Here is an 18,850-nt window from a genome sequence, read left to right as displayed (position 1 = left end):
ACGGGAGTGCTAACCCATTTCCGGCTCCATGCCCGGCCGTAGCGGCTCGTCGGTCTGCCGCACCGGCTCATGGACCGTCAGCCTGCCGTCGTCGATGCGCCAGAGCACATCCGCGCGCGCGGCGAGCTTGGGCTCGTCGGTGACGTAGATGACCGTGCCCGGATACTGCTCGAACAGGCGCTCCACCAGGCCGGAGGTGAGCGCCTCCTCCGGTGGGGCGTCGTCCAGCAACAGAACCCGGGGACCGCTGCGCAGCGCCCGGACCATCGCGACCTGGTAGCGCACGGCCATGGAGAGGCCGTGTCCGTTTTCGCCCACCCGGGTGCGCAGACCGTCGGGCAGCAGCTCGGCCAGGGCCTCGATGTGGTCCTCGTCCGCCCCGTCGGCCGCGTCCGGTGGTTCACCGTGCCGCAGGTTCTTGCCCACGCTGCCGCGGAGCAACGGCAGTTCGGGGCTGGTCAGCCTGATCACCCGCCATACCGATTCGGGGTCGTGCCGGGCCAGGTCCTGGCCGTCGAGCAGGATGGCGCCTGCGTCCGGTTTCTGCAGCCGCGCGATCAGGCGGAGGAGCAGTGACTTTCCCGCGCCCGGAGGTCCCTGCAGCACGATCCGCTGCCCGGGCAGGGCGACGGCCGATGCCTCCAGGACGCCGTCCACGCGCAGCTCCGCGAGTTCCAGGTGCCCGGGCCCTTTCGCGAGTGGCTCGGCTCCGCGTGGTCCGGCCAGCGGCGCCGGTGCCGCGAGGACCTCGGCGATGCGCCGCCGTGCGACGCGCGACCGCTGCCAGTGCTCCTGCACCCGGACCAGCGATATCAGGGGCGCGCCGAGGAAGTTCGCCACCGTCAGCAGCGAAGCGAGGGTCTCCCAGGTGGTGCCCGCCATCAGGCCCACGGTGACCACGATCAGCAGGATCCCGATGCCGCACGCCTCGGCCGTCGCCGACATCGCCCCGGTGAGCCGGGCTTGGCGCACCATGGCGCGACCGTACTCACGGCTGTGCCGCCGCATGACCCGGCGCTCCTGCGCGACCCGTCCGAGGGACTGTATGACGGCGGTGTGGGTGACCCGTTCGTTGACGAAGGCGGCGAGCCTGCCGTTGTGCCGTCTGGTGTCGCGCACGCGGTCGCCCAGCCGCTGTCCCAACAGGGCGACGGCCACGGCGGCGAGGAGGACCAGCGCCGCCGAAAGCGCTCCGATGCCCGGCGCGGTGACGGCCAGTACGACCAGCGCGCACGTCACGAACACCCCGTCCACCAGGATCGGTGCCACCCCTTTGCTCATCCACAGCCGCAGGGCGGAAGCGTCACCGGTGAAGCGGAGCACGGTCACGCCGACCGTGCGCCGGAACGGTCCCCCCGCCTCGCTTCGGGCGACGTGGTCGAAGAGACGCATTCTGACGCTGTGTACGTAGCTCTGGGCCAGCCGTTCCGCCAGCGGTTCGCCTGCCGCCTTGAGCAGCACGGTCGCGCAGGCCGACGTGACGAGTCCGACGGCCAGCGTGGTAGGCGCGTAACCGGCGACGTGCGTGTAGATGGCGCTGCGGTCCTTTCCGGACGCGATGCCCCCGTCGTGCGTGACGCGGTAGGCCGCGCCATGCACCAGGAGGGCGAAGGCGATCACACAGACCGCCTGCCCGAAACCCGCGAGCACCAACAGCAGCATCAGCCGGCGCCGCACACCGCCGAGTGTGTGCGGCATCCGGACGCGCTGCCGTCGGGTCGTGGTCACGCCACTGTTTCGGCCGTCAGGGGACCGCTGTAGTCCGCCAGTCGGCTGCGTTCCTGCGGTAGCCCGCTGTGGTCCGTCAGCCGGCCGGCGTCCTCCAGCCTCGGGGTGCCGTCTGCTGCGACGCGCCGTCCTGTGACGGCGCCCGCGAGCAGTTGCTCGGCGACGGACGGGTCGGACAGGGCGGCCGCCTTGTGCACCGGAACGTCCACGGCGGTCAGCGCTTCGGCCATGGCCAGCGGAGAGGACGTCAGCACCCCGCTCAGGGCCACGACGGGAAGTCCCTCCTCACGCAACTGCCGTACCCCTGCCACCGCGCTGATCGAGTCAGAGGCCGCGAACACGATGCTGTCCACGCCGGTGCGGAACTCCGGTGTCCGCATCAGTGCCGCCGTCTCCCGTTGCAGGAGCCCGTCCGCGACCTCCAGCACGATGGCGTCTGCCTGGTGACTCGTCAGATCCGTGATCGCGCTGCGCAGAATGCGGATCACCTGCGGCATCGGCTGCTGGTAGGTGGTGGGGAAACCCAGGTCGGTGAAGTCGATGACCCGCGCAGCGCCCGCGTCGGCCATCAGCGTCGGATCCCCGGGCGCGCCGGTGCCGGTCACCTTTGCCGCGCCGACCCGGCGGCCGGCCAGGCTGAGGCCACGGATGAGGGCGGCGGCCACGGTCGTCTTGCCCGCGTTCATCGAGGTGCCGAGGACGGCGATGGTACGCGGGCGCGGAGCGAGGACCGGCACCACGGGCCGGGCCAGGCGGGCGAGGTTGATGACGTCGCCGTGCTCGTCGGTCACCAGGCCCAAGGGCTCCAACTGGGTGGGGGATTTCATTCTGGAGTGGGAGGACACGACCCGTCCCGCTATGCCGCCTCCGGCGACCAGATCACAAGGTCCGAAGTCGTCGGGCACCTCTGCCTCGAATTGGTCGGGGGCGTAGCGGGCGCCATAGGCGACCACGATCGTGTCGCCGACGAACAGCCGATTCCTCTTTCCGTGTACCTGTCCGAGGAATCTGTGCTGGCCGACTTCCGTCACCCGGCACAACACCAGGTCACCCGCCCGTGGAGGCTCATCCGGCACGCTCAGGCCGAGTGTTCCTATATCTCCGTAGCCCAGCTCGACAAGACGGCGAGCGGTGTAGGAAACCTTCGCCACCTCAGTACCGCAAGAATTGAACCGCACGCTCTGCATGGATTTCTCCTTAGCCCGACGTCCCGCGGAGCACCAGCATCCGACGCGCTCGCAGAGTGCGCATTCCGATGCGTCATCAGGAGCAATCCAGAACTCCGAATGGACGACAGCCCTCTTGATTCGGCCCGCTGCCGGCCGAGGGGACAGTCCCACTCCTCCGGCAGCCCGGCCGCCGGTTCCGGCCGGACCACGGACGCACAAGAGACGCTTTCAGGTGGTCGAGATCGTCACGCGGTTGAGCCGGACAGCCGTCGGCGACAAGGCGATGGCGCCGACCGCGTCCTTCGACCGGTCGTCCGCCACCTCTCCGAAGATGGTGTACTGCCCGTTCAGATGGGGCGCCGGAGCAAGGGTGATGAAGAACTGGGAGCCGGTGCTGTCCCGGCCCAGATTCGCCATGGCCAGTTGGAACGGCCGCTCAAAGGAACGGTCCGGATGGATTTCGTCGGGTATCCGGTATCCGGCGCTGCCTTGCCCATTGCCCAGTCGATCGCCGCCCTGGACGACAAAGCCCGGCACACGGCGGTGGAAGACCGTGCCGTCGTAGAAACCGCCCTCTCCGGTGGCTCCGGTCAGGGGGTCGGTCCAGGTGCGGCTTCCGGTGGCCAGGCCCACGAAGTTGTCCGCGGTGTAGGGGGCTTCGTCGGGGCGCAGTTCGAGGTGGATGTCGCCGAGCTCGGTGTGCAGGACCGCGGCGAGGGATCGGTAGGTCCTCAAGGAGGAGGAGAAGGGACGGCGGGCAGGCGTCTGGCGAATCCGTATGGGGGAGTCGCGCAGCGGGTCGCTCAGGGGGGCGAACGCGCCCCGGTCGCCGCGATCGCCGCATCCGACCGTGCCCGGTGCGTTTGCGTGCAGGCCGGTTGCGCTCCATCCCGATGGGTCAGTACGGACCTCGGCCGGCGCGGCCGGGCGCGACCCGAGCCACATCGGATGGCCCTCCGCCGAGTCGAGGCGCTGTGCCTGCCACAGTTCCCGTACTTCGGCCGATGCGTGGGTCAGCAGGGTGTCGAGATCGGTCGCCGCTTGGGCGTCCAGCACCTCACGCATGGTCGTTGTGTCGTGGTACTTGTCGAAGAGCGAGCCGTTGTTGTGCTCCAGGGTGAAGCACTGGTCGACGAAGACCCGGTCGGGCAGCTCGTGCCGGACGTAGCGCCGCACCATGGCGGCCACCGGTGCCCACGCTTCTCCGCCGAACTCGACGCCCGGACCGGCGAATGCCTCCGTGGCGAGCTGCAGCGCCCGACCGTGGCCCATCTCGCGGCGCAGCCGTTGCCATGTGACACGGCTGTCGCCCTGGTTGATCTCCGTGATGAAGTCCGCCAGTTCCTGCGGATGGTGGTGCGTTCTGGCTCGTTCGTAGTGTCCGAGCTCGTTGCCGATCACGTTGTCCAGATGCCCCGCCAGCTCAGCGCACAGATGGGGCAGCCAGCGGAACAGCCGTGCTCTGGCCGTGCGGTCGCCCGCCGCGGTCAGCCATTCCAGCAGGTAGAAGTCGGCGGCGAGCGAGGAGGGGTCGACGGAGTCGACGAACCAGCGCGGGCTGTGTGCGGCGAGGTCCGCGGCCATCAGGGTCAGGGCCTCGGCGCGGTCGACGTCGCCGTCGAGGTATCGGGGCCAGTGCCGTTCGGCCACGGAATACAGGCGCGCGTAGCGCCACTTGGTGCCGAGTACGTCGGCACAGGGACGGTGGGCAGAGTCCACCGCGCGTACCAGATGGCCGGCGGTCATCTCCACGAGGATCTTGGTGAGGAGAACCCGCAGCCGGCGCTGGTACGGAGAGCTACCGGGCAGGCGGCGGACCAGCTCGGTGGACAGGTGGAAGTCGGGGACGGCCCCGGATTTCAGCTGCGCCCAGCCCAGCATGGTCAGGGCGGCGTCCGCGAGCGTCGATCCACGGAAGCGGCGGCAGTCGACGTAGACGCCCGTGGCCTTGCCCGCGTCGATCAGGAAGCCCGTGGCCGGCGGGGCGGGCGCGAGCGGCACGAGGTGGAGGTCCAGCGTCCGCTCGGTCTCGTTGGTGCCCAGAGCCGCGCAGAGCGGAGCCAGGTAACGCGGCGGGAGGAAGTCGTTGATCTCCGCAGTCGCCTGCTTGCGCAACTCCTCGAACTGGGGGAGTGCCTCGGCGAGGGTCGGCGCCGCGGCGGTCAGCGCGGTGGTGACGAGTTCCGTTCCGGGACGGAGGCGGTCGTCGTCGACGAGGGCGATGAGGTCCTCCGGTCGGCGGGCGGCGGCCAGGAACGCGGGCAGGCCGGAGCCGACGGTCCGCGCCCATGACCGCAGTCCGTCGAGGAACGGGTCCGTCTCCGGGGTGACCGGCCGGGGCAGGAAGTTGGGCTCCCAGGAGCCGGTGCGGCCGATCAGCTCGCGCTGCAGGGCGAGTGCGAGGTCGAGGGTGGTGCTGCGTTTCTGACGGAACTTCACATCGCTCCCCACAGTCCGCCCGTCTCGGTGAGCAGACCCGCTTTCCGCAACTCGGTCGTGATGCGCCGGCACCGCTCGTCGGTCAGTCCGGCGAACGCGGGCGCCTCCTTCGACAGTCGCAGCGAGTGCTCGGTGACGGTCTGCGCGCAGCGCCCGTCACTCAGGCCCCAGACCAGCGCCGCGTCGGGCTGCAGGCGGAAGTGCCGGCCGGCGGGCTGGACCAGCGTCACCATGTCGTCGTAGGCGCGCGGGAGGAACGCCGGGGACCTGCGCAGCGGACCGCTCCCCGCCGGCCAGGCGGGCCAGCGGGAGACGTCGACGCCCTGCCAGCCGAGGGTGGCCGTGGCGATCAGGCAGGTCTGGGCGAACGACGTCAGCGCGGTCAGGCCCGCAGAGGGGTCGACGGCCAGGGGGTCGTCCCGCAAGAGCCGTTGGAACTCCGGGAAGGGGAACCCGTCGGGGCCGCTGCGGGCGAGCTGCCGCCACACCCATTTCTCGCCGAAGTAGAGGTCCCCGCCTGCCGCAGCCAGCGCCTTCCCCGCGCACACGAGGGCGCGCCGACCGGCGAGCGCGGCCGCGTCCAGGTCGGACGGGTCGTCCGACTGGCGCAGTCCGAGGCAGTCCTCGGCCGCGAAGAACGCGGCGAGCATCCAGTGGTTCATGACCAGTCGGGAGAGCCGCAGAGGATGCTCGTCGAGTCGTTTGCGCAGCGCGGCCAGCGTGCCCGAGTCGGTCACGATGTCACCGGTGCGCAGCCGGACGGTCAGCGCGATCTCACGGTCCGACAGCGTCTGCCCCGCCGGGTCCGCGTGCGGTCCCGTGCCAAGGACTCGGTCGACGAGCGACTCCAGGGTGTCCGGGGAGAGATGCTGTACGTCGACACGGATGTCGTCGGCGAACATCTGCTGCCGTTTCTCTCCCGTCGGGGCGCCGACCAGATAGACGTCGATGTCGCTGGTGGCGCTGCCCAGCCCGACTGCCGAACTCCCGGCGAGGAACGCGGCGTCCGCGTGTGTCGACGCGGCCAGGCGGGATGCTATGCGCCTGCCCAGGCGCACCCTGTCCCGGGCCGATTCGACTGCTGTCATGCGCTCATCCCTCCTTGGCACGGGGCCACGACGGCTACCAGCCGGGGTTCTCCGGCAGCGCGAGCCCGAGGAACCTGCCGTCGTCCGACACCATCACGTCGGCGCGACAGCACTGTTCGAGAAAGGCCGTCACCTCGTCCTCGGAGACCGACACGTCCTGTGCCGCCAGCAGGCGGGCGATCGCCGCCGCTGAACGGGGCGCGTCTCCGCAGGCCTCGTAGGCCTCCGCCTTCCAGCCCGCGAGGACGGCCCGCTTGGGCTGGTCGGTCCTGCGGTCGATCAGCGTCAGCTTCCCGGGCAGCCGCTGGTAGACGAGACTGGGCTTCGACTCGGCGAAGCGGGTCCGCCATGTGGAGACGGCGGCGTTCAGCGCGGTGACCGTCTCGTGGGACACGGTGCCGGACGCCTCGTAGTCGAAGAAGTACGCGATCTTCTCGGGGTCCAACGAGGCCGGGTAGACATGGCCGTAGCTGGCCCGGGGCCGGACCTTGTCGATGGGGAAGGACGGGTCGGTGAAATAGGGGCTGAAGCGTTCCAGCCATATCCTTCCGCAGCCCCCGGGCGGCTGCAGATGGTGCAGAAGCGGGAGCAGGCGCAGCTGTTCGGCGTAGTCTTCCTCGGTCTCCCCCGGGAATCCCGCCAGGATGTTCCAGGCCACGTCGATCCCGTAGTAGCCGGCCCATTTCAGGAGCCGGATGTTGATCAGCTTGCTCGCGCCCTTGCGCATCAGTTGCAGCACATGAGTGCTGAGACTCTCGATGCCGGGCTGGATGCGGAGGATCCCGGCGCTTCTCAGGGTCGCAAGCTGCTCCCGGGTGAGATTGGCCTTCACCTCGAAGAAGAGGTTCACGTCCCAGTGCTCTTGGGCCAGCAGCGTGCAGAGCGACGAGAAGTACCTCATGTCCAGGATGTTGTCGACGGTGTCGACATGCACCACCGGGTAGTCGCGCAGCAGCGCGCTGAGCTCGGTGAACGCGCGCTCGCCGGACTTGGAGCGGTACGCCATGCCGAGCGCGTTGAGACCGCAGAAGGTGCAGTGGTGTTTCTGGCCCCACCAGCATCCCCGGGAGAACTCGACCGGCAGTCGTACCGGCGCCCGGCCGAGCAGCCGGGCGCGGTCGAAGCGCTCCAACCAGGCGAAGTAGTCCCGGTAGTCCGGGGTGGGAAGGTCGTCGAGGGCCTGCGGGCGCTGCGCGTCGGCGGCCTGCGGCGCGTGCGTGGTGGCATGCCGCAGGACGCCGGTGATCGGAGTGTCCGTGCCGTCGGCGATGTTCTTCAGCAGGGCGGGGAACACGATGTCGCCCTCGCCGGCCACCACGTAGTCGAGCCAGGGCAGCTTCCTCGCATACTCGGCGCCCATCTCCCCGTCGAAGTTGGCGCCTCCGTAGACCAGGGTCACACCGGGGTGGAATTCCTTGATCTTCCTCCCCAGTGCGAGGGACGCCGTGTTCTGCATGAACGTGGAGGTGAACCCGATGACGTCGTACTCCCCCACACCGGTTCGGCCGCGCATGCGGCGATCCAGTCCGGCAGCGTCTCGCGGCGCATCTCCACGAGGTCCTCGAGGCCTTTTCCGGTGAGCTCGTCCCAGATGGACTTCACTTCCGGATATTCGGCGAAGTAGTCGTCGTCCGGGGTCACTTCACCGAACGCGGCGTAGGAGAAGAGCCACTCCCCCATCAGGTGCAGCCGTTCCGAGGCGACGTTGGCGATGGTGTCGTAGGCCTTGCTGCCGAAGAAGGAGGCGAACTCGAGGTTGAGGTAGTGGCTGTCGCACTCGTGCCCGGCCTCGCGGGTGATCGACTGCAACAGTCCACACTGGATGGAGGGAGCATGGATGCGCGCCCAAGGCATGTTGACCAGGGCGACACGCAGAGCCTTGGCGGGCGGTGAAGCGGACGCCGCGTGGTCCGCCTCGGTCCGCACGGCCAGGGGCAGGCGGATGATGCTCATCGGTTTCCCCTCGGGTCTGGGCACATCAGTCACTCGAAGTCGTCGTGGCCGTGTCTGCTCGCGCGCCGGGCCTGGAGGAGGATCGACAGCGCGGCCAGGACGGTGAACCCGAGACCGGCGGCGACCTCCAGGCCCAGGTCGCCGAGCCACGGCCGGCCCTCCATCCCCGCGCGGACGGCGTCCAGGCCGTGCCGGGCCGGCAGCACCTGGCCGATCGCGTCCACCCATCCCACCCTGCCGGGCGGGACGATCGCGCCGCTGCACAGCATGACCAGGTAGGACAGGACGTTCGGGGCCACCACGTCGGCCCGTTTGCCGACCGTCATCGTCGCGCCGGCGAGCCCGAGCACGCTGAGCGTGAGCGCGATCAGCGCGTACACCCACGCCCAGGGCAGCAGTCGCAAGGCGAAGTCCGTCATTCCGAGCAGGGGCGCCGCGATCGCGCCCTGGACGACGAGGAGGACCCAGCCCATGACGGGGTAGGGCAGCACCCGGGCGATCTGGGTGACGGTGGGCGACAGCGCGCCGGTGCGGACCCGCGCGAAGGTGGCGTACTGCTTGTCCAGGACCGGCACGGCGACCACGCCGTTGACGTTGGTGCTGCTCAGCGCCAGCACCAGCGATCCCGCGAAGGCGTACTCGCGATGTCCGGGACCCGCGAGGACGCCCGCGAGCGTCGTGAAGAACAGGATCTGCAGGACCCCGCGCGGCAGGGTCGCGCCGAGCAGACCGGCGGGCGTCTGGAGCACCCGGTACTCCAGCCAGCCCATGCGGGCCGCCTCGGCCGACCGCCAGGCCAGGGAGGCGCGGGCCGGGGCTGCGGCGTGCGAGGGGGCGATGTCATGCAAGGTCAAGCGTCCCCTCCTTCCGGGACCTCTCGACGGACCGGCGGTAGGCGAAGCCCGCGGCGGAGAAGTAGGCGAGGGTCAACAGCATCGCGACGCCCAGTGGGGCGAGCGTGACGCCCCCGGTGCTCGCGTCGACCAGACAGTCCTTGATCCAGTGCAGGCTGAGCAGTTCGGGCGCCCAGCGCAGCCACTCGGGCAGCGCGTCCGTGGGGATGAGCAGTCCGCCCAGGGCGAAGACCGGGTACATCAGCGCGTGGGACCACACCAGCCCGTTGCGGGTCACCAGGAAGAGGCAGGACACCAGCGCTCCCAGAGCGGTGCCCGAGCACACCAGCACCACGAGCGACACGACGGCCCACGCCGGGTGTGACACGCTCAGCGGCAGTCCCAGCGCCGCCGCGGTGACGCCGGTGCTGAAGAGGATCGCGCCGACGCTGGTGACGGTGGCGCCCAGGCTCTTGCCCAGCAGCACCAGGTAGGGCGACCAGACTCCGGAGACGCAGCGGGCCAGGGTGCCGAAGGTGCGCTCGCGGCGCAGGACTCCTCCGCTCATCCACACCGTGGAGCCCCACAGCGCGGTCAGCATCACGGCCACGATGAGTTCGGCCGCGCCGTCGGAGCCGGGGCGGCCGGTCTCCACGGCGATGACCAGGAACACGGCGGGCAGCATCCCGGAGTTGACCAGCAGCAGGGGATTGCGTTGCATGGCCCGCTGCTCCATGCGGAACGCGGTCAGGAACATCCACGCGGCGCCCCTCACTTCACTCCACCGACCTGGCGGCCGTCGGCCAGGCGCGCGGCCACGTGCGAGTAGACGTCCTCCAGCCGCACCGGGTCGATGCGCACGTCCAGCACGCTGACGTGCGCCAGCGCCTGCTCCAGCAGGCCGAACGAGCCGACACTCCAGTCGCGGACGTGCAGCCGGAGGGTCCACGACTCGTCGGCCACCTCGACGCCGCCGACTGCGATGTCGGGGGACGACAGCGCGCCGCCGTCGGGTGGGCTGCCGGTGCCGCGCACGGTCACCGTGGCGGTGTAGCCGGCCTGCCGGGCGAACTCCTCGACCGGCAGGTCCGCCGCCAGAGTGCCGTCCGCGAGGATGATCACCCGGCTGGCGAGGCGTTCGATGTCGAGCAGATAGTGGCTCGTGAGCAGGACCGAGACTCCGGTGTCGCGCAGTCGGGCGACGGTGCCGCGCAGCCGTTCGGCCTCGACCGGGTCGAGGCCCACGGTCGGTTCGTCGAGCAGCAGGACGCGCGGCTCGGCGATCATGCCGATGGCGATGTGGAGGCGCTGGCGCATGCCCTTGGAGTACGTCTCCACCGCGCGGTCTGCCGCGCCGACCAGGCCGACCTCCTCCAGCGCGGCGTCCAGCTTCGCGCTCAGGCCGCGCCGGCCCACGCCGGCGAGCATGGCGAAGAACCGCAGGTTGTCGCGGCCGTTCAGCTTGGCGTAGAGGCCACGGTCGCCGCCCAGCACGACGCCGGTCATACGGCGTACCTCGCGCAGATCGCGGGTGACGTCGTGGCCGAAGATCCGGGCGGCACCGGCCGTGGGCAGCAGCAGGGTGGCGAGGATCTTGGTGAGGGTGGTCTTGCCCGCGCCGTTGCTGCCCAGCAGGCCCACGATCTCGCCGGCCCCCACCTGGAAACTGACGTCCCGCAAGGCCACGAGTTCGCGTCCGCGGTCGATGAAGGTACGGCCGAGCCGTTCCACGACGATCGCCGGCTCGCTCAACGCCCCGCCCCCGTCGGATGAACGTCCGCCGCTCCTTGTGCGACGGCGGCCCGCGCGGAGGCGAGTCTGGCCAGCGGGATCCGTGGCGGCGCGCACGAGACGTGGTCGAAGCCCGCCTCGGCGAAGAACCGCACGGCCGCCGCATCGGCCGCCTGCTCGCCGCAGACGCCGAGTGTGATGTCGGGGCGTACGGCCCGTGCCTCGGCGGCGACCTGGCGTGCCAGGGTCCCGACCGCCTCGACGTCCAGCCGGGCGAAGGGGGATTCGGCGAGGAGACCCATGTCCTGGTAGGCGGGCAGCAGGTGCTGTTCGGCGTCGTCGCGGGACAGGCCCCAGACAAGTGCGGTGAGGTCGTTGGTGCCCAGGGACAGGGAGTCCGCACGGCCGGCGATCGACCCGGCCAGCAGCGCGGCCCGCGGGGTCTCGATCATGGCGCCCAGCGAGATGCCCGCCTGGGCCCGGGAGGTTCCCAGGTGGGCGCAGACGTCGTCGAGCATGCCCCGGACGAAGTCCAGTTCCGCCGGCGCACTGACCATGGGGACCAGGAGTTCGGGCCGCGGGTCCCGGCCGGCGCGGCGCAACGCGAGGGTCGCTTCCACCAGCGCCTTGATCTGTACGGCCGTCAGCGCAGGGAGCAGGACTCCCAGCCGCACGCCGCGCACTCCCAGCATGGGGTTGTGCTCGTGCAGGCGGCGGGTGATGTCGAGGCGGTCCCGGTCGGCGGGTGCGCCCGTCGCCGCCGTGGTCAGGGAGAGTTCGGTCAGGTCGGGGAGGAACTCGTGGCGCGGGGGGTCGAGCAGACGGATCGTGACAGGCCGTCCGTCCATCGCGGCGAGTACGTCCGTGATCTCCGCCCGCAGGAGGGCGTGCACGGTGGCGAGGTCCTCCGTCATGTCAGGTCCGGGCCGGGCCATCAGGACCCGTTGGAGCATCTGATGGCGCTCGCCGAGGAACATGTGCTCGAGCCGGCACAGTCCCACCCCGTCGGCGCCCAGTGCCCGCCCGGCGGCGGCGTCCGCGCCGGTGTCGGCGTTCACCCGCACGGCGATGCCGGGCAGCCCGGACAGCGCCTCGTCCAGCCAGCCGGGCAGCTCCGGAGCGACCTGCGGTTCGGCGGTGGGCCCCGTGCGGCCGCCGAGGTGGATCACTCCGGCGTGGCCGTCCACCGTGACCAGGTCGCCGGCCCGGACGGTGTCGCCGTGCGTGGTGCGCAGGACCTTGGCGTCGGCGTCCAGGACACCGTCGACGAGGGCGGCGACGGCCGGCAGTCCCAGTCCGCGCGCCACGACCGCGGCGTGCGACGTCTGTCCGCCCCGCTCGGTGACGACGGCCGTCGCGGCCAGCAGGCCCGGAAGATCCTCCGGTCTCGACTCGGTGAGGACCAGCACCGGCTGCCCGCCGTTCGCCTGCGCGGCGACGGCGTCGGTCGCGCTGAAGACGACGGCGCCGGAGGCGATGCCGGGCGACACGCCCAGGCCGCGCGCCGCCACGGGCAGATCGAGGGATTGCGCCGCCCCGGAACGCGCCTGTTCGACGTCCAGCGGCTCCACCAGCGACACCGCCTGCGCGGGGGTCAGCCGGCCGCGTTCGTACCGGGTGGCCACAGCGTGCAGGAGAGCGGCACCGCGCAGGGAGGCTCGGGTGCTTGTGACGATGTGGGGCCTGCCCTCCTCGACCAGGAACTCCACCCTCGCCGGCCAGTCGAGTTCGGCCTCGGCGGCGTGGACCGCCTCCCTTACCTGCGGGCCCCAGGGCTGCGTGTCGATCAGTTCGGCGAGATCCGCGCCGCCCGCTGTCAGCAGCTGGGCTCCTGATCCTCCGGCAATGAAGGAGCCCGTCACGCCGGGCCGGCCGGTCGACGGATCGCAGGAGCAGGCGAGGCCGCTGCCTCCGTCGGGCCCGCACCACAGCGGTTGTCGCCCGAGCCCGAACTGGGCCGGACCGGTCTCGGCCCTCGTCAACACCCGTATCAGGGCGATCACTTGTTCGAGCGGGTCGTCCGGCAACGCGGCGCCGGGGTCCGCGACGGCCAGCGCGGAGGTCAGTTCCGCCCGGCGTGCCGCGGCGAAGCCTTCACCGGCGAGCCCTGCCAGCCACTGGTGGCCGGCAGGGCTCAGGCCTAGAAACGACAGACAGCTTCCCTTCAGGCAGGGAAGCCATGCTGTCAGGAAGACGGGGCGCTTCGCACTCCCGAGGCGACGGTCGGGATCGAGCGCGACGATCGCCTCATGAATGGTGTCGTCAGCGGCGTCGACCGGCAGCCACAGCACTGAATCAGCGGAAAAACCGACCGGTGGACGATCCATGACCACGCCCTGAATCCAATTTACCGGTTCACGAACTCCGGGCGGACACCGAGCAGGTACACACGGTCGTCCAGGTCAGCGGCATCCTCCGGGGTGATCGAAGAGAATTCCAGCTCGGCCAGGTCGGCGAGCTCCTCGACGTTCGAGTTGGTTTTGTCCATGTTCCGAAGCTAACAGCGGGCACTTCTGACCACAAGGTTAACTCCTGGTGTACGGAGGGAAGTTGACGAGATATCGACTCCCTGGAACGCACGGGACGTGTGGTTGTCGCTGCTCACCCGAGAACACCCCAGGATGCGCCGGCCGACATTTTCCGGCCAATTGCCGAAGGAATGCGCAGAGCCTCCGGACTATGCTCACGCGGGTGCGGATTACCAAGTACACCCATTCCTGTGTCCGGTTGGAGCACGACGGCGGTGGCACGCTGGTCATCGATCCCGGCGTCTGGAGCGAGCCCGAGGCACTCGCCGGCGCGGACGCGGTCCTGGTGACCCATGAGCACGACGATCACGTCGACGTGTTGCGGCTGAAGGGGCTGGGCGTGCCCGTCTACGCCCCCAAGTCGGCGCGGATCCCGGGCCTGGACTTCACCGGGGTCGTCCCCGGCGAGGAGTTCACCGCGGCAAGCTTCCGGGTGACCGCCCAGGGCGGGCGGCACGCGCGCATCTACGGCGGCCTCCCGGACTGCGCCAACCTCGGCTACCTCGTCGAGGACCGCGTCTACCACCCCGGGGACTCCCTGTACGGTCCCGACCGACCGGTGGAGACCCTGCTGGTCCCCCTGCAGGGGTCATGGATGAAGACGGACGAGGCCATCGACTTCGTCCGCGCCATCCAGCCGGAACGGGCCTACGGCATCCACGACGGGCAGATCAACGAGCGGGGCCTGGGCAGCCTCAACGGCTGGCTCGCCGACGAGTGCGGCGACTGCTACCGCTGGCTCCCGCCGGGCTCGTCCGCCCGATGACCGAGTCGTCCGCCCCCGTCCTGTTCACCGTCGCCGGTCCGCGGGGAGCGGGGCGTCTGAGCACCATGGTCCGGCCCCGCGGATACGGGCTCCTGGCCGCCGACATGGCGGCACTGCGCGGCGCCGGCGCCGACATCCTCGTCTGCGCCCTCCCCGACGCCGAGCGCGCCGAACTCGGGCTCACCGACGAGCCCCGCCTCGCCGAGGCAGCCGGGCTGCGGTTCGTTGCCCTGCCCATCCCCGACTTCACGGTCCCATCGATCCCCGTCGTGCTGCCGGCGCTGCGGGAGCTCGCCGCGGAGCTGCGGGCCGGCGCCCATGTCGTGGCGCACTGCCGCTGCGCCATCGGACGGTCCTCCCTGATCGCGGTCTCCCTGATGATCCTCCTGGACATCGCGCCGGAGGCCGCCTGGGCGGCCATGGAACGGGCCAGGGGGACGAGGGTGCCGGACACCGATGAGCAGCGCGCGTGGACGCTGGAGTTCTTCCGCCTCGTCGCCGCCGGTCGGCAGCACCCCGGTCGGCCCCGCGCGGCCGGGGTGCTGGAGCGTCCGTCCCCAGCGGACCCTCAGCATCCGTCGGCCCGGTGATCGCCGGTTCGGGCGCCGGTGCGGGCAGGTGGGCGTTCGTCCTGCCGGGCTGCGATGCGGGCCCACCGACGACTGTGCTGTGGAAGCCGCTGAGCGACTCCCCCAGCGCAGCCAACGGCCCACCCGCAGAAGGGCGTTCAGATGTATTCCGTCGCCGCGTCCAGCAGCCAGTCCGTCAGATAGCCGGCGAAGGACGAGCGGACCAGGACCCAGAAACCGGCCCTGGCCTCGTCCCGGGCGACCAGGACGACCTGGGCGCGGCCCAGGGTGGTCTGGGCGCAGCGTCCGGGGCCGAAGGCGCGTGGGTGCAGGTCCAGCGCGCAGCCGTGGGCCAGCAGGTCGCGGGCTCGGGGGCCGGCGACGAGGAGGGTGGTGCGCTGGGCGGAGACGTCGGTCACGGAGACGGGCTCGTCCCCGGCGGCGGTCCGGATCCGGGCCTCCAGCTCCCGCTCGCCGCCGGGCGGGCCCACCAGCAGCCATTCGTCCGGTCCGAGCCACAGCGCGGTCAACTCCCCCGCCCGGACTGCGGTGTTGGGTTCGAGGGGGAGTTGGAGGCCCAGGGCCAGCCCGACGGCGTCCGCCGCCGCGCCTTTGGCGTCGAGCCGTACGTTCACCTGGGTCAGGAAGGGGAGTTCGGCCAGCCGGACCGCGCCCCCGGAGCTGCGGGTGGCGGCGGCCAGGCGGCCGGCGGCGTCCGTCAGGGGGCTGCGGGGCGGGGCGGCAAGGGCGGTGTCAGCCATCGCGACGGGCTCCCTCGGGGTCGTAGAGGACGGGACCGGCGACGGTCACCGGGACCAGTCGCTCGCCCACGGGGGCGTACAGCCGCTCGCCGATGCGCTCCCGGCCGCCCTTGATCAGGGCGAGCGCGAACGTCCGGCCGAGGGCGGCGCTGCGGTAGCTGGAGGTGACATGGCCGAGCATCGGGACGGGCGGGGCCGGGAGCACGCTGTCGGCGACCAGCTGGGTGCCCTCGGGGAGGAGGTCGCCGCGGTCGTCGGGGAGCAGGCCCACCAGATGCTTGCGGTCGGCGCGGGCGGTGTCGGCACGGGCGAAGGAGCGCTTGCCGATGAAGTCGGGCTTCTTCTTCGACACCACCCAGCTCATGCCGAGGTCCTGCGGGGTGACGGTGCCGTCGGTGTCCTGGCCGATGATGGGGTAGCCCTTCTCGGCCCGCAGGACGTGCATGGTCTCGGTGCCGTACGGGGTGATGCCGTACGGGGCGCCGGCCTCGTACAGCGCCTCCCACAGGGTGAGGGCCTCCCACGGTGACACGTTGATCTCGTAGGCGAGTTCACCGGAGAAACTGATCCGGCAGACCCGGGCCTCGATGCCCGCGACGGTCGTCTCACGCCATGCCATGAATGGGAAGTCGTCGTTGGAGACGGCCAGTTGGGGCGCGAGTGAGCCGAGTACGTCGCGGGAGCGGGGGCCGACCAGGGCGACCGTGGCCCACTGCTCGGTCACGGACGTGCAGTGGACCTTCAGCTCGGGCCACTCCGTCTGCAGCCACTCCTCCATCCAGTCCAGTACGGCCGCCGCGTTGCCGGTCGTGGTGGTAACGAGGAAGCGGTCTTGGGCGAGGCGGATGACGGTGCCGTCGTCGAAGACCATGCCGTCCGGGCGGCACATCACGCCGTAGCGGATCATGCCGACCTTCAGGGTGCTCATCATGTTGGTGTAGAGGAGATCGAGGAAGGCGCCGGCGTCCGGGCCCTGGACGTCGATCTTGCCGAGGGTGGAGGCGTCCATGAAGGCGACGCCGTCGCGGGCGGCGGCGCACTCGCGCAGCACGGCGGTCTCCATGTCCTCGCCGCCTCGCGGGTAGTACCAAGGGCGCTTCCACTGGCCGACGTTCTCGAACAGGGCGCCGTGCCCGACGTGCCACTCGTGCAGGGCCGTCCTGCGGACCGGGTCGCTCAGCGCACCCCGGTCCCGGCCTGCGAGCGCGGCGAAGGAGACGGGGGTGTAGGGCGGGCGGAACGTGGTCGTGCCGAGCGCGGAGATGTCCACGCCGAGCAGTTCGGCCACGACGCCGCTGGCCAGGACCCCGGAGGTTTTGCCCTGGTCGTTGGCGGTGCCTGCGGTGGTGTAGCGCTTGGTGTGCTCCACCGAGCGCATGCCGGCGCCGGTCGCGCGGGCCAGGTCGTCGACGGTGACGTCGCGTTGGAGGTCGACGAAGCGGTGGGGGCCGACCGTGCCGGGGACGACGTAGACGTGCTGGGGCGGGGTGTGCGGCTGGGCGGCCACGGCGGGAAGGCGGGGCGCCTCGGAGGTGTAACCCTCGGCCTCGATCGCGCGGGCACCGGCCGCGGCGCCTTGTGCGAGCACTCCGGCCAGGTCGAATACGCCGCTCGCGGCGCCCGCGACCTCGACCGCCTGACGGCAGGTGTCGGGGACGAAGGAGCCCAGCGTCTCGTCGTGGCGCAGTGAGCCGCCCGCCTGGCTGAACAGGTGCGCCACCGGGTTCCAGCCGCCGGAGACCAGGAGCAGATCGGCGGCGAACTCCCGCTGCCCCGCCGACTCCCCGTACGGGGCGACGGTCACGGCGGTGACACGCGCGTCGCCTTCCGTGCCGGTGACGGCGTGCCCGGGCAGCACCTCGATGCCGGCCGCGCGAGCGCGGCGTGCCCACTCCCCCGGTTCGGGGCGGGTGTCGATGATCGCCGTGACGTCCACGCCCGCCGCGGCGAGGTCCAGTGCCGCGGCGTAGGCGCTGTCGTTGGTGGTGAAGACAACCGCGTGGCGGCCGGGCAGGACACCGTGGCGGTTGACGTAGGTGCGGGCGGCGGAGGCCAGCATCACGCCGGGGCGGTCGTTGTCCGCGAAGACCAGGGAGCGTTCGTGGGCGCCGGTGGCGAGGACGACTCGACGTGCGCGGATGCGCCAGACGCGCTCGCGGGAGACGTTGTCCGGGGCGTGTGCGCCGAGGTGGTTGGTGCGGCGTTCCACGGCGAGGAGGTGGTTGTCGTCGTAGTAGCCGAAGACGGTGGTGCGGCGCAGCACGCGTACGCCGGGGGCGGCTTCGAGGCGCGTACCGATCTCGTCCACCCAGTCGGGGAGTTCGCCGGTGCCGAGCAGGCTGCCGCCGGGTTCCGGCCGGTCGTCGGCGAGGATGACGCGGGCGCCGCTGTTGGCCGCCGCCGCTGCGGCCGCGAGGCCGGCCGGGCCGGCACCCACGACCAGGAGGTCGCAGTGGGCGTGTACGGCGTCGTAACGGGCGGGGTCGGGGGTGGTGGCGAGGCGGCCCTGGCCGGGGAGGCTGGTCGCGACCAGGCCGTCGTAGAGCTCGACGGTCGTCGCGGGGAGCATCGGCTCGGGGAAGGGGGCCTCGATCTGGACGACCGCGTTGGGCTCCTCGACGCCGGCGGAGAAGATGCCGCGGGGGCGGCCGAGTTTGATGCTGGTCGCTGCCGCGATGGTGCCGTTGGCGAGGAGGGCGGAGGCGAGGGTGTCGCCTCGGAGGCCCTGGTATTCGGTGCCGTCGAAGACGAAGGTGAGGGTCGTGTCTCGGTCCACTCGGCCTCGGGTGGGGTGGCGGAAGGGCTGGCCCGCGGCGGAGCCGCTGATGGATGCAGCGCCCCCGCCGCCCCTACCCGTCCCATCCTGAAGGGGCTCCGCCCCTTCTACCCCGCCAGGGGGCTCTGCCCCCTGGACCCCCGTCGGCCCCGAAAGGGCCTCGTCCTCAAACGCCGGACGGGCTGGATTCACCGGACGGGGCTCAACAGGTGGCGCCTGCTTCAGCTCCGTAAGAGCCGGGCGCGGCTCCCCCGCCCGGTACACCGCCAGGACCTCGTTCGTCGCCGTGTCCCGCACCGCGTTGAACCACCGGCGGCAACCCGCCGAGTGGTTCCAGCGCTCTGCGAACGGGCCCTTCGGGTTGTCGCGGAAGAACAGGTACCGGGCCCATTCCTCGTCGGTGAGGGCCGAAGGGGCCTCCGGGTACGGCACGTGGGCCTGGCCGCCGTAGTGGAACTCGGCCTCGTCGCGGGGCCCGCACCACGGGCAGGGGATGAGCAGCATGCATC

The 18,850-nt window shown here is 71.2% G+C and carries 15 protein-coding genes; 2 read left to right on the top strand and 13 right to left on the bottom strand.

The window, feature by feature from the left end:
- Positions 1-9 precede the first annotated feature (9 nt).
- The 11 genes from ACIA8X_RS38065 to ACIA8X_RS38015 form a co-directional block, all read right to left on the bottom strand.
- Positions 10-1,728 (bottom strand): ATP-binding cassette domain-containing protein, encoded by a 1,719-nt coding sequence (locus ACIA8X_RS38065; RefSeq protein ID WP_393458994.1) that lies wholly within the window; start codon positions 1,726-1,728, stop codon positions 10-12.
- A complete protein-coding gene (locus ACIA8X_RS38060) occupies positions 1,725-2,879 on the bottom strand; it encodes a DUF1611 domain-containing protein (protein ID WP_393458997.1) in 1,155 nt (384 codons plus the stop codon). The genes ACIA8X_RS38065 and ACIA8X_RS38060 overlap by 4 nt, the downstream gene beginning before the upstream one ends.
- 246 nt (positions 2,880-3,125) lie before the next feature.
- Entirely contained in the window at positions 3,126-3,632 is a 507-nt protein-coding gene (locus ACIA8X_RS38055) for a peptidylprolyl isomerase (RefSeq protein ID WP_393459280.1), read from the bottom strand.
- A gap of 1,700 nt (positions 3,633-5,332) precedes the next feature.
- A complete protein-coding gene (locus ACIA8X_RS38050; RefSeq protein ID WP_393459000.1) occupies positions 5,333-6,424 on the bottom strand; it encodes a hypothetical protein in 1,092 nt (363 codons plus the stop codon).
- Positions 6,425-6,458: 34 nt separating this feature from the next.
- A complete protein-coding gene (locus ACIA8X_RS38045; RefSeq protein ID WP_393459003.1) occupies positions 6,459-7,937 on the bottom strand; it encodes a RiPP maturation radical SAM C-methyltransferase in 1,479 nt (492 codons plus the stop codon).
- On the bottom strand, positions 7,820-8,377 hold the full coding sequence (locus ACIA8X_RS38040; RefSeq protein ID WP_393459006.1) for a hypothetical protein: 558 nt from the start codon (positions 8,375-8,377) through the stop codon (positions 7,820-7,822). Before ACIA8X_RS38040 ends, ACIA8X_RS38045 begins: the two co-directional genes overlap by 118 nt.
- Before the next feature lie 29 nt (positions 8,378-8,406).
- A complete protein-coding gene (locus ACIA8X_RS38035; RefSeq protein WP_393459009.1) occupies positions 8,407-9,231 on the bottom strand; it encodes an ABC transporter permease in 825 nt (274 codons plus the stop codon).
- The gene (locus tag ACIA8X_RS38030; protein WP_393459012.1) at positions 9,218-9,931 is read right to left on the bottom strand and encodes an ABC transporter permease; all 714 of its coding nucleotides are present in this window, start codon (positions 9,929-9,931) and stop codon (positions 9,218-9,220) included. Before ACIA8X_RS38030 ends, ACIA8X_RS38035 begins: the two co-directional genes overlap by 14 nt.
- Positions 9,932-9,981: 50 nt before the next feature.
- Positions 9,982-10,962 (bottom strand): ABC transporter ATP-binding protein, encoded by a 981-nt coding sequence (locus ACIA8X_RS38025; RefSeq protein ID WP_399460223.1) that lies wholly within the window; start codon positions 10,960-10,962, stop codon positions 9,982-9,984.
- Complete coding sequence (locus ACIA8X_RS38020; RefSeq protein WP_399460222.1) at positions 10,959-13,232, bottom strand: putative PEP-binding protein; 2,274 nt, start codon at positions 13,230-13,232, stop codon at positions 10,959-10,961. Before ACIA8X_RS38020 ends, ACIA8X_RS38025 begins: the two co-directional genes overlap by 4 nt.
- Before the next feature lie 56 nt (positions 13,233-13,288).
- Positions 13,289-13,429 (bottom strand): hypothetical protein, encoded by a 141-nt coding sequence (locus ACIA8X_RS38015; protein WP_399460221.1) that lies wholly within the window; start codon positions 13,427-13,429, stop codon positions 13,289-13,291.
- A 191-nt stretch (positions 13,430-13,620) separates the two neighbouring features.
- Here ACIA8X_RS38015 and ACIA8X_RS38010 point away from each other — a divergent pair, with 191 nt between their 5' ends.
- Both ACIA8X_RS38010 and ACIA8X_RS38005 read left to right on the top strand, forming a co-directional pair.
- A complete protein-coding gene (locus tag ACIA8X_RS38010) occupies positions 13,621-14,235 on the top strand; it encodes an MBL fold metallo-hydrolase (RefSeq protein WP_393459024.1) in 615 nt (204 codons plus the stop codon).
- Entirely contained in the window at positions 14,232-14,825 is a 594-nt protein-coding gene (locus tag ACIA8X_RS38005) for a tyrosine protein phosphatase (RefSeq protein WP_399460220.1), read from the top strand. The genes ACIA8X_RS38010 and ACIA8X_RS38005 overlap by 4 nt, the downstream gene beginning before the upstream one ends.
- A gap of 137 nt (positions 14,826-14,962) precedes the next feature.
- Here ACIA8X_RS38005 and ACIA8X_RS38000 read toward each other — a convergent pair whose 3' ends face one another.
- Positions 14,963-15,565 carry a sarcosine oxidase subunit gamma gene (locus ACIA8X_RS38000; RefSeq protein ID WP_399460219.1) on the bottom strand — a complete coding sequence of 201 codons (603 nt, stop codon included), beginning with the start codon at positions 15,563-15,565 and terminating at the stop codon, positions 14,963-14,965.
- Complete coding sequence (locus ACIA8X_RS37995; protein ID WP_393459033.1) at positions 15,558-18,845, bottom strand: sarcosine oxidase subunit alpha family protein; 3,288 nt, start codon at positions 18,843-18,845, stop codon at positions 15,558-15,560. Before ACIA8X_RS37995 ends, ACIA8X_RS38000 begins: the two co-directional genes overlap by 8 nt.
- Positions 18,846-18,850 lie beyond the last annotated feature (5 nt).

It is taken from the genome of Streptomyces sp. NPDC051738 (assembly GCF_044453205.1).
Classification (GTDB): domain Bacteria; phylum Actinomycetota; class Actinomycetes; order Streptomycetales; family Streptomycetaceae; genus Streptomyces.
This window is presented reverse-complemented; position numbering and strand designations above follow the sequence as displayed.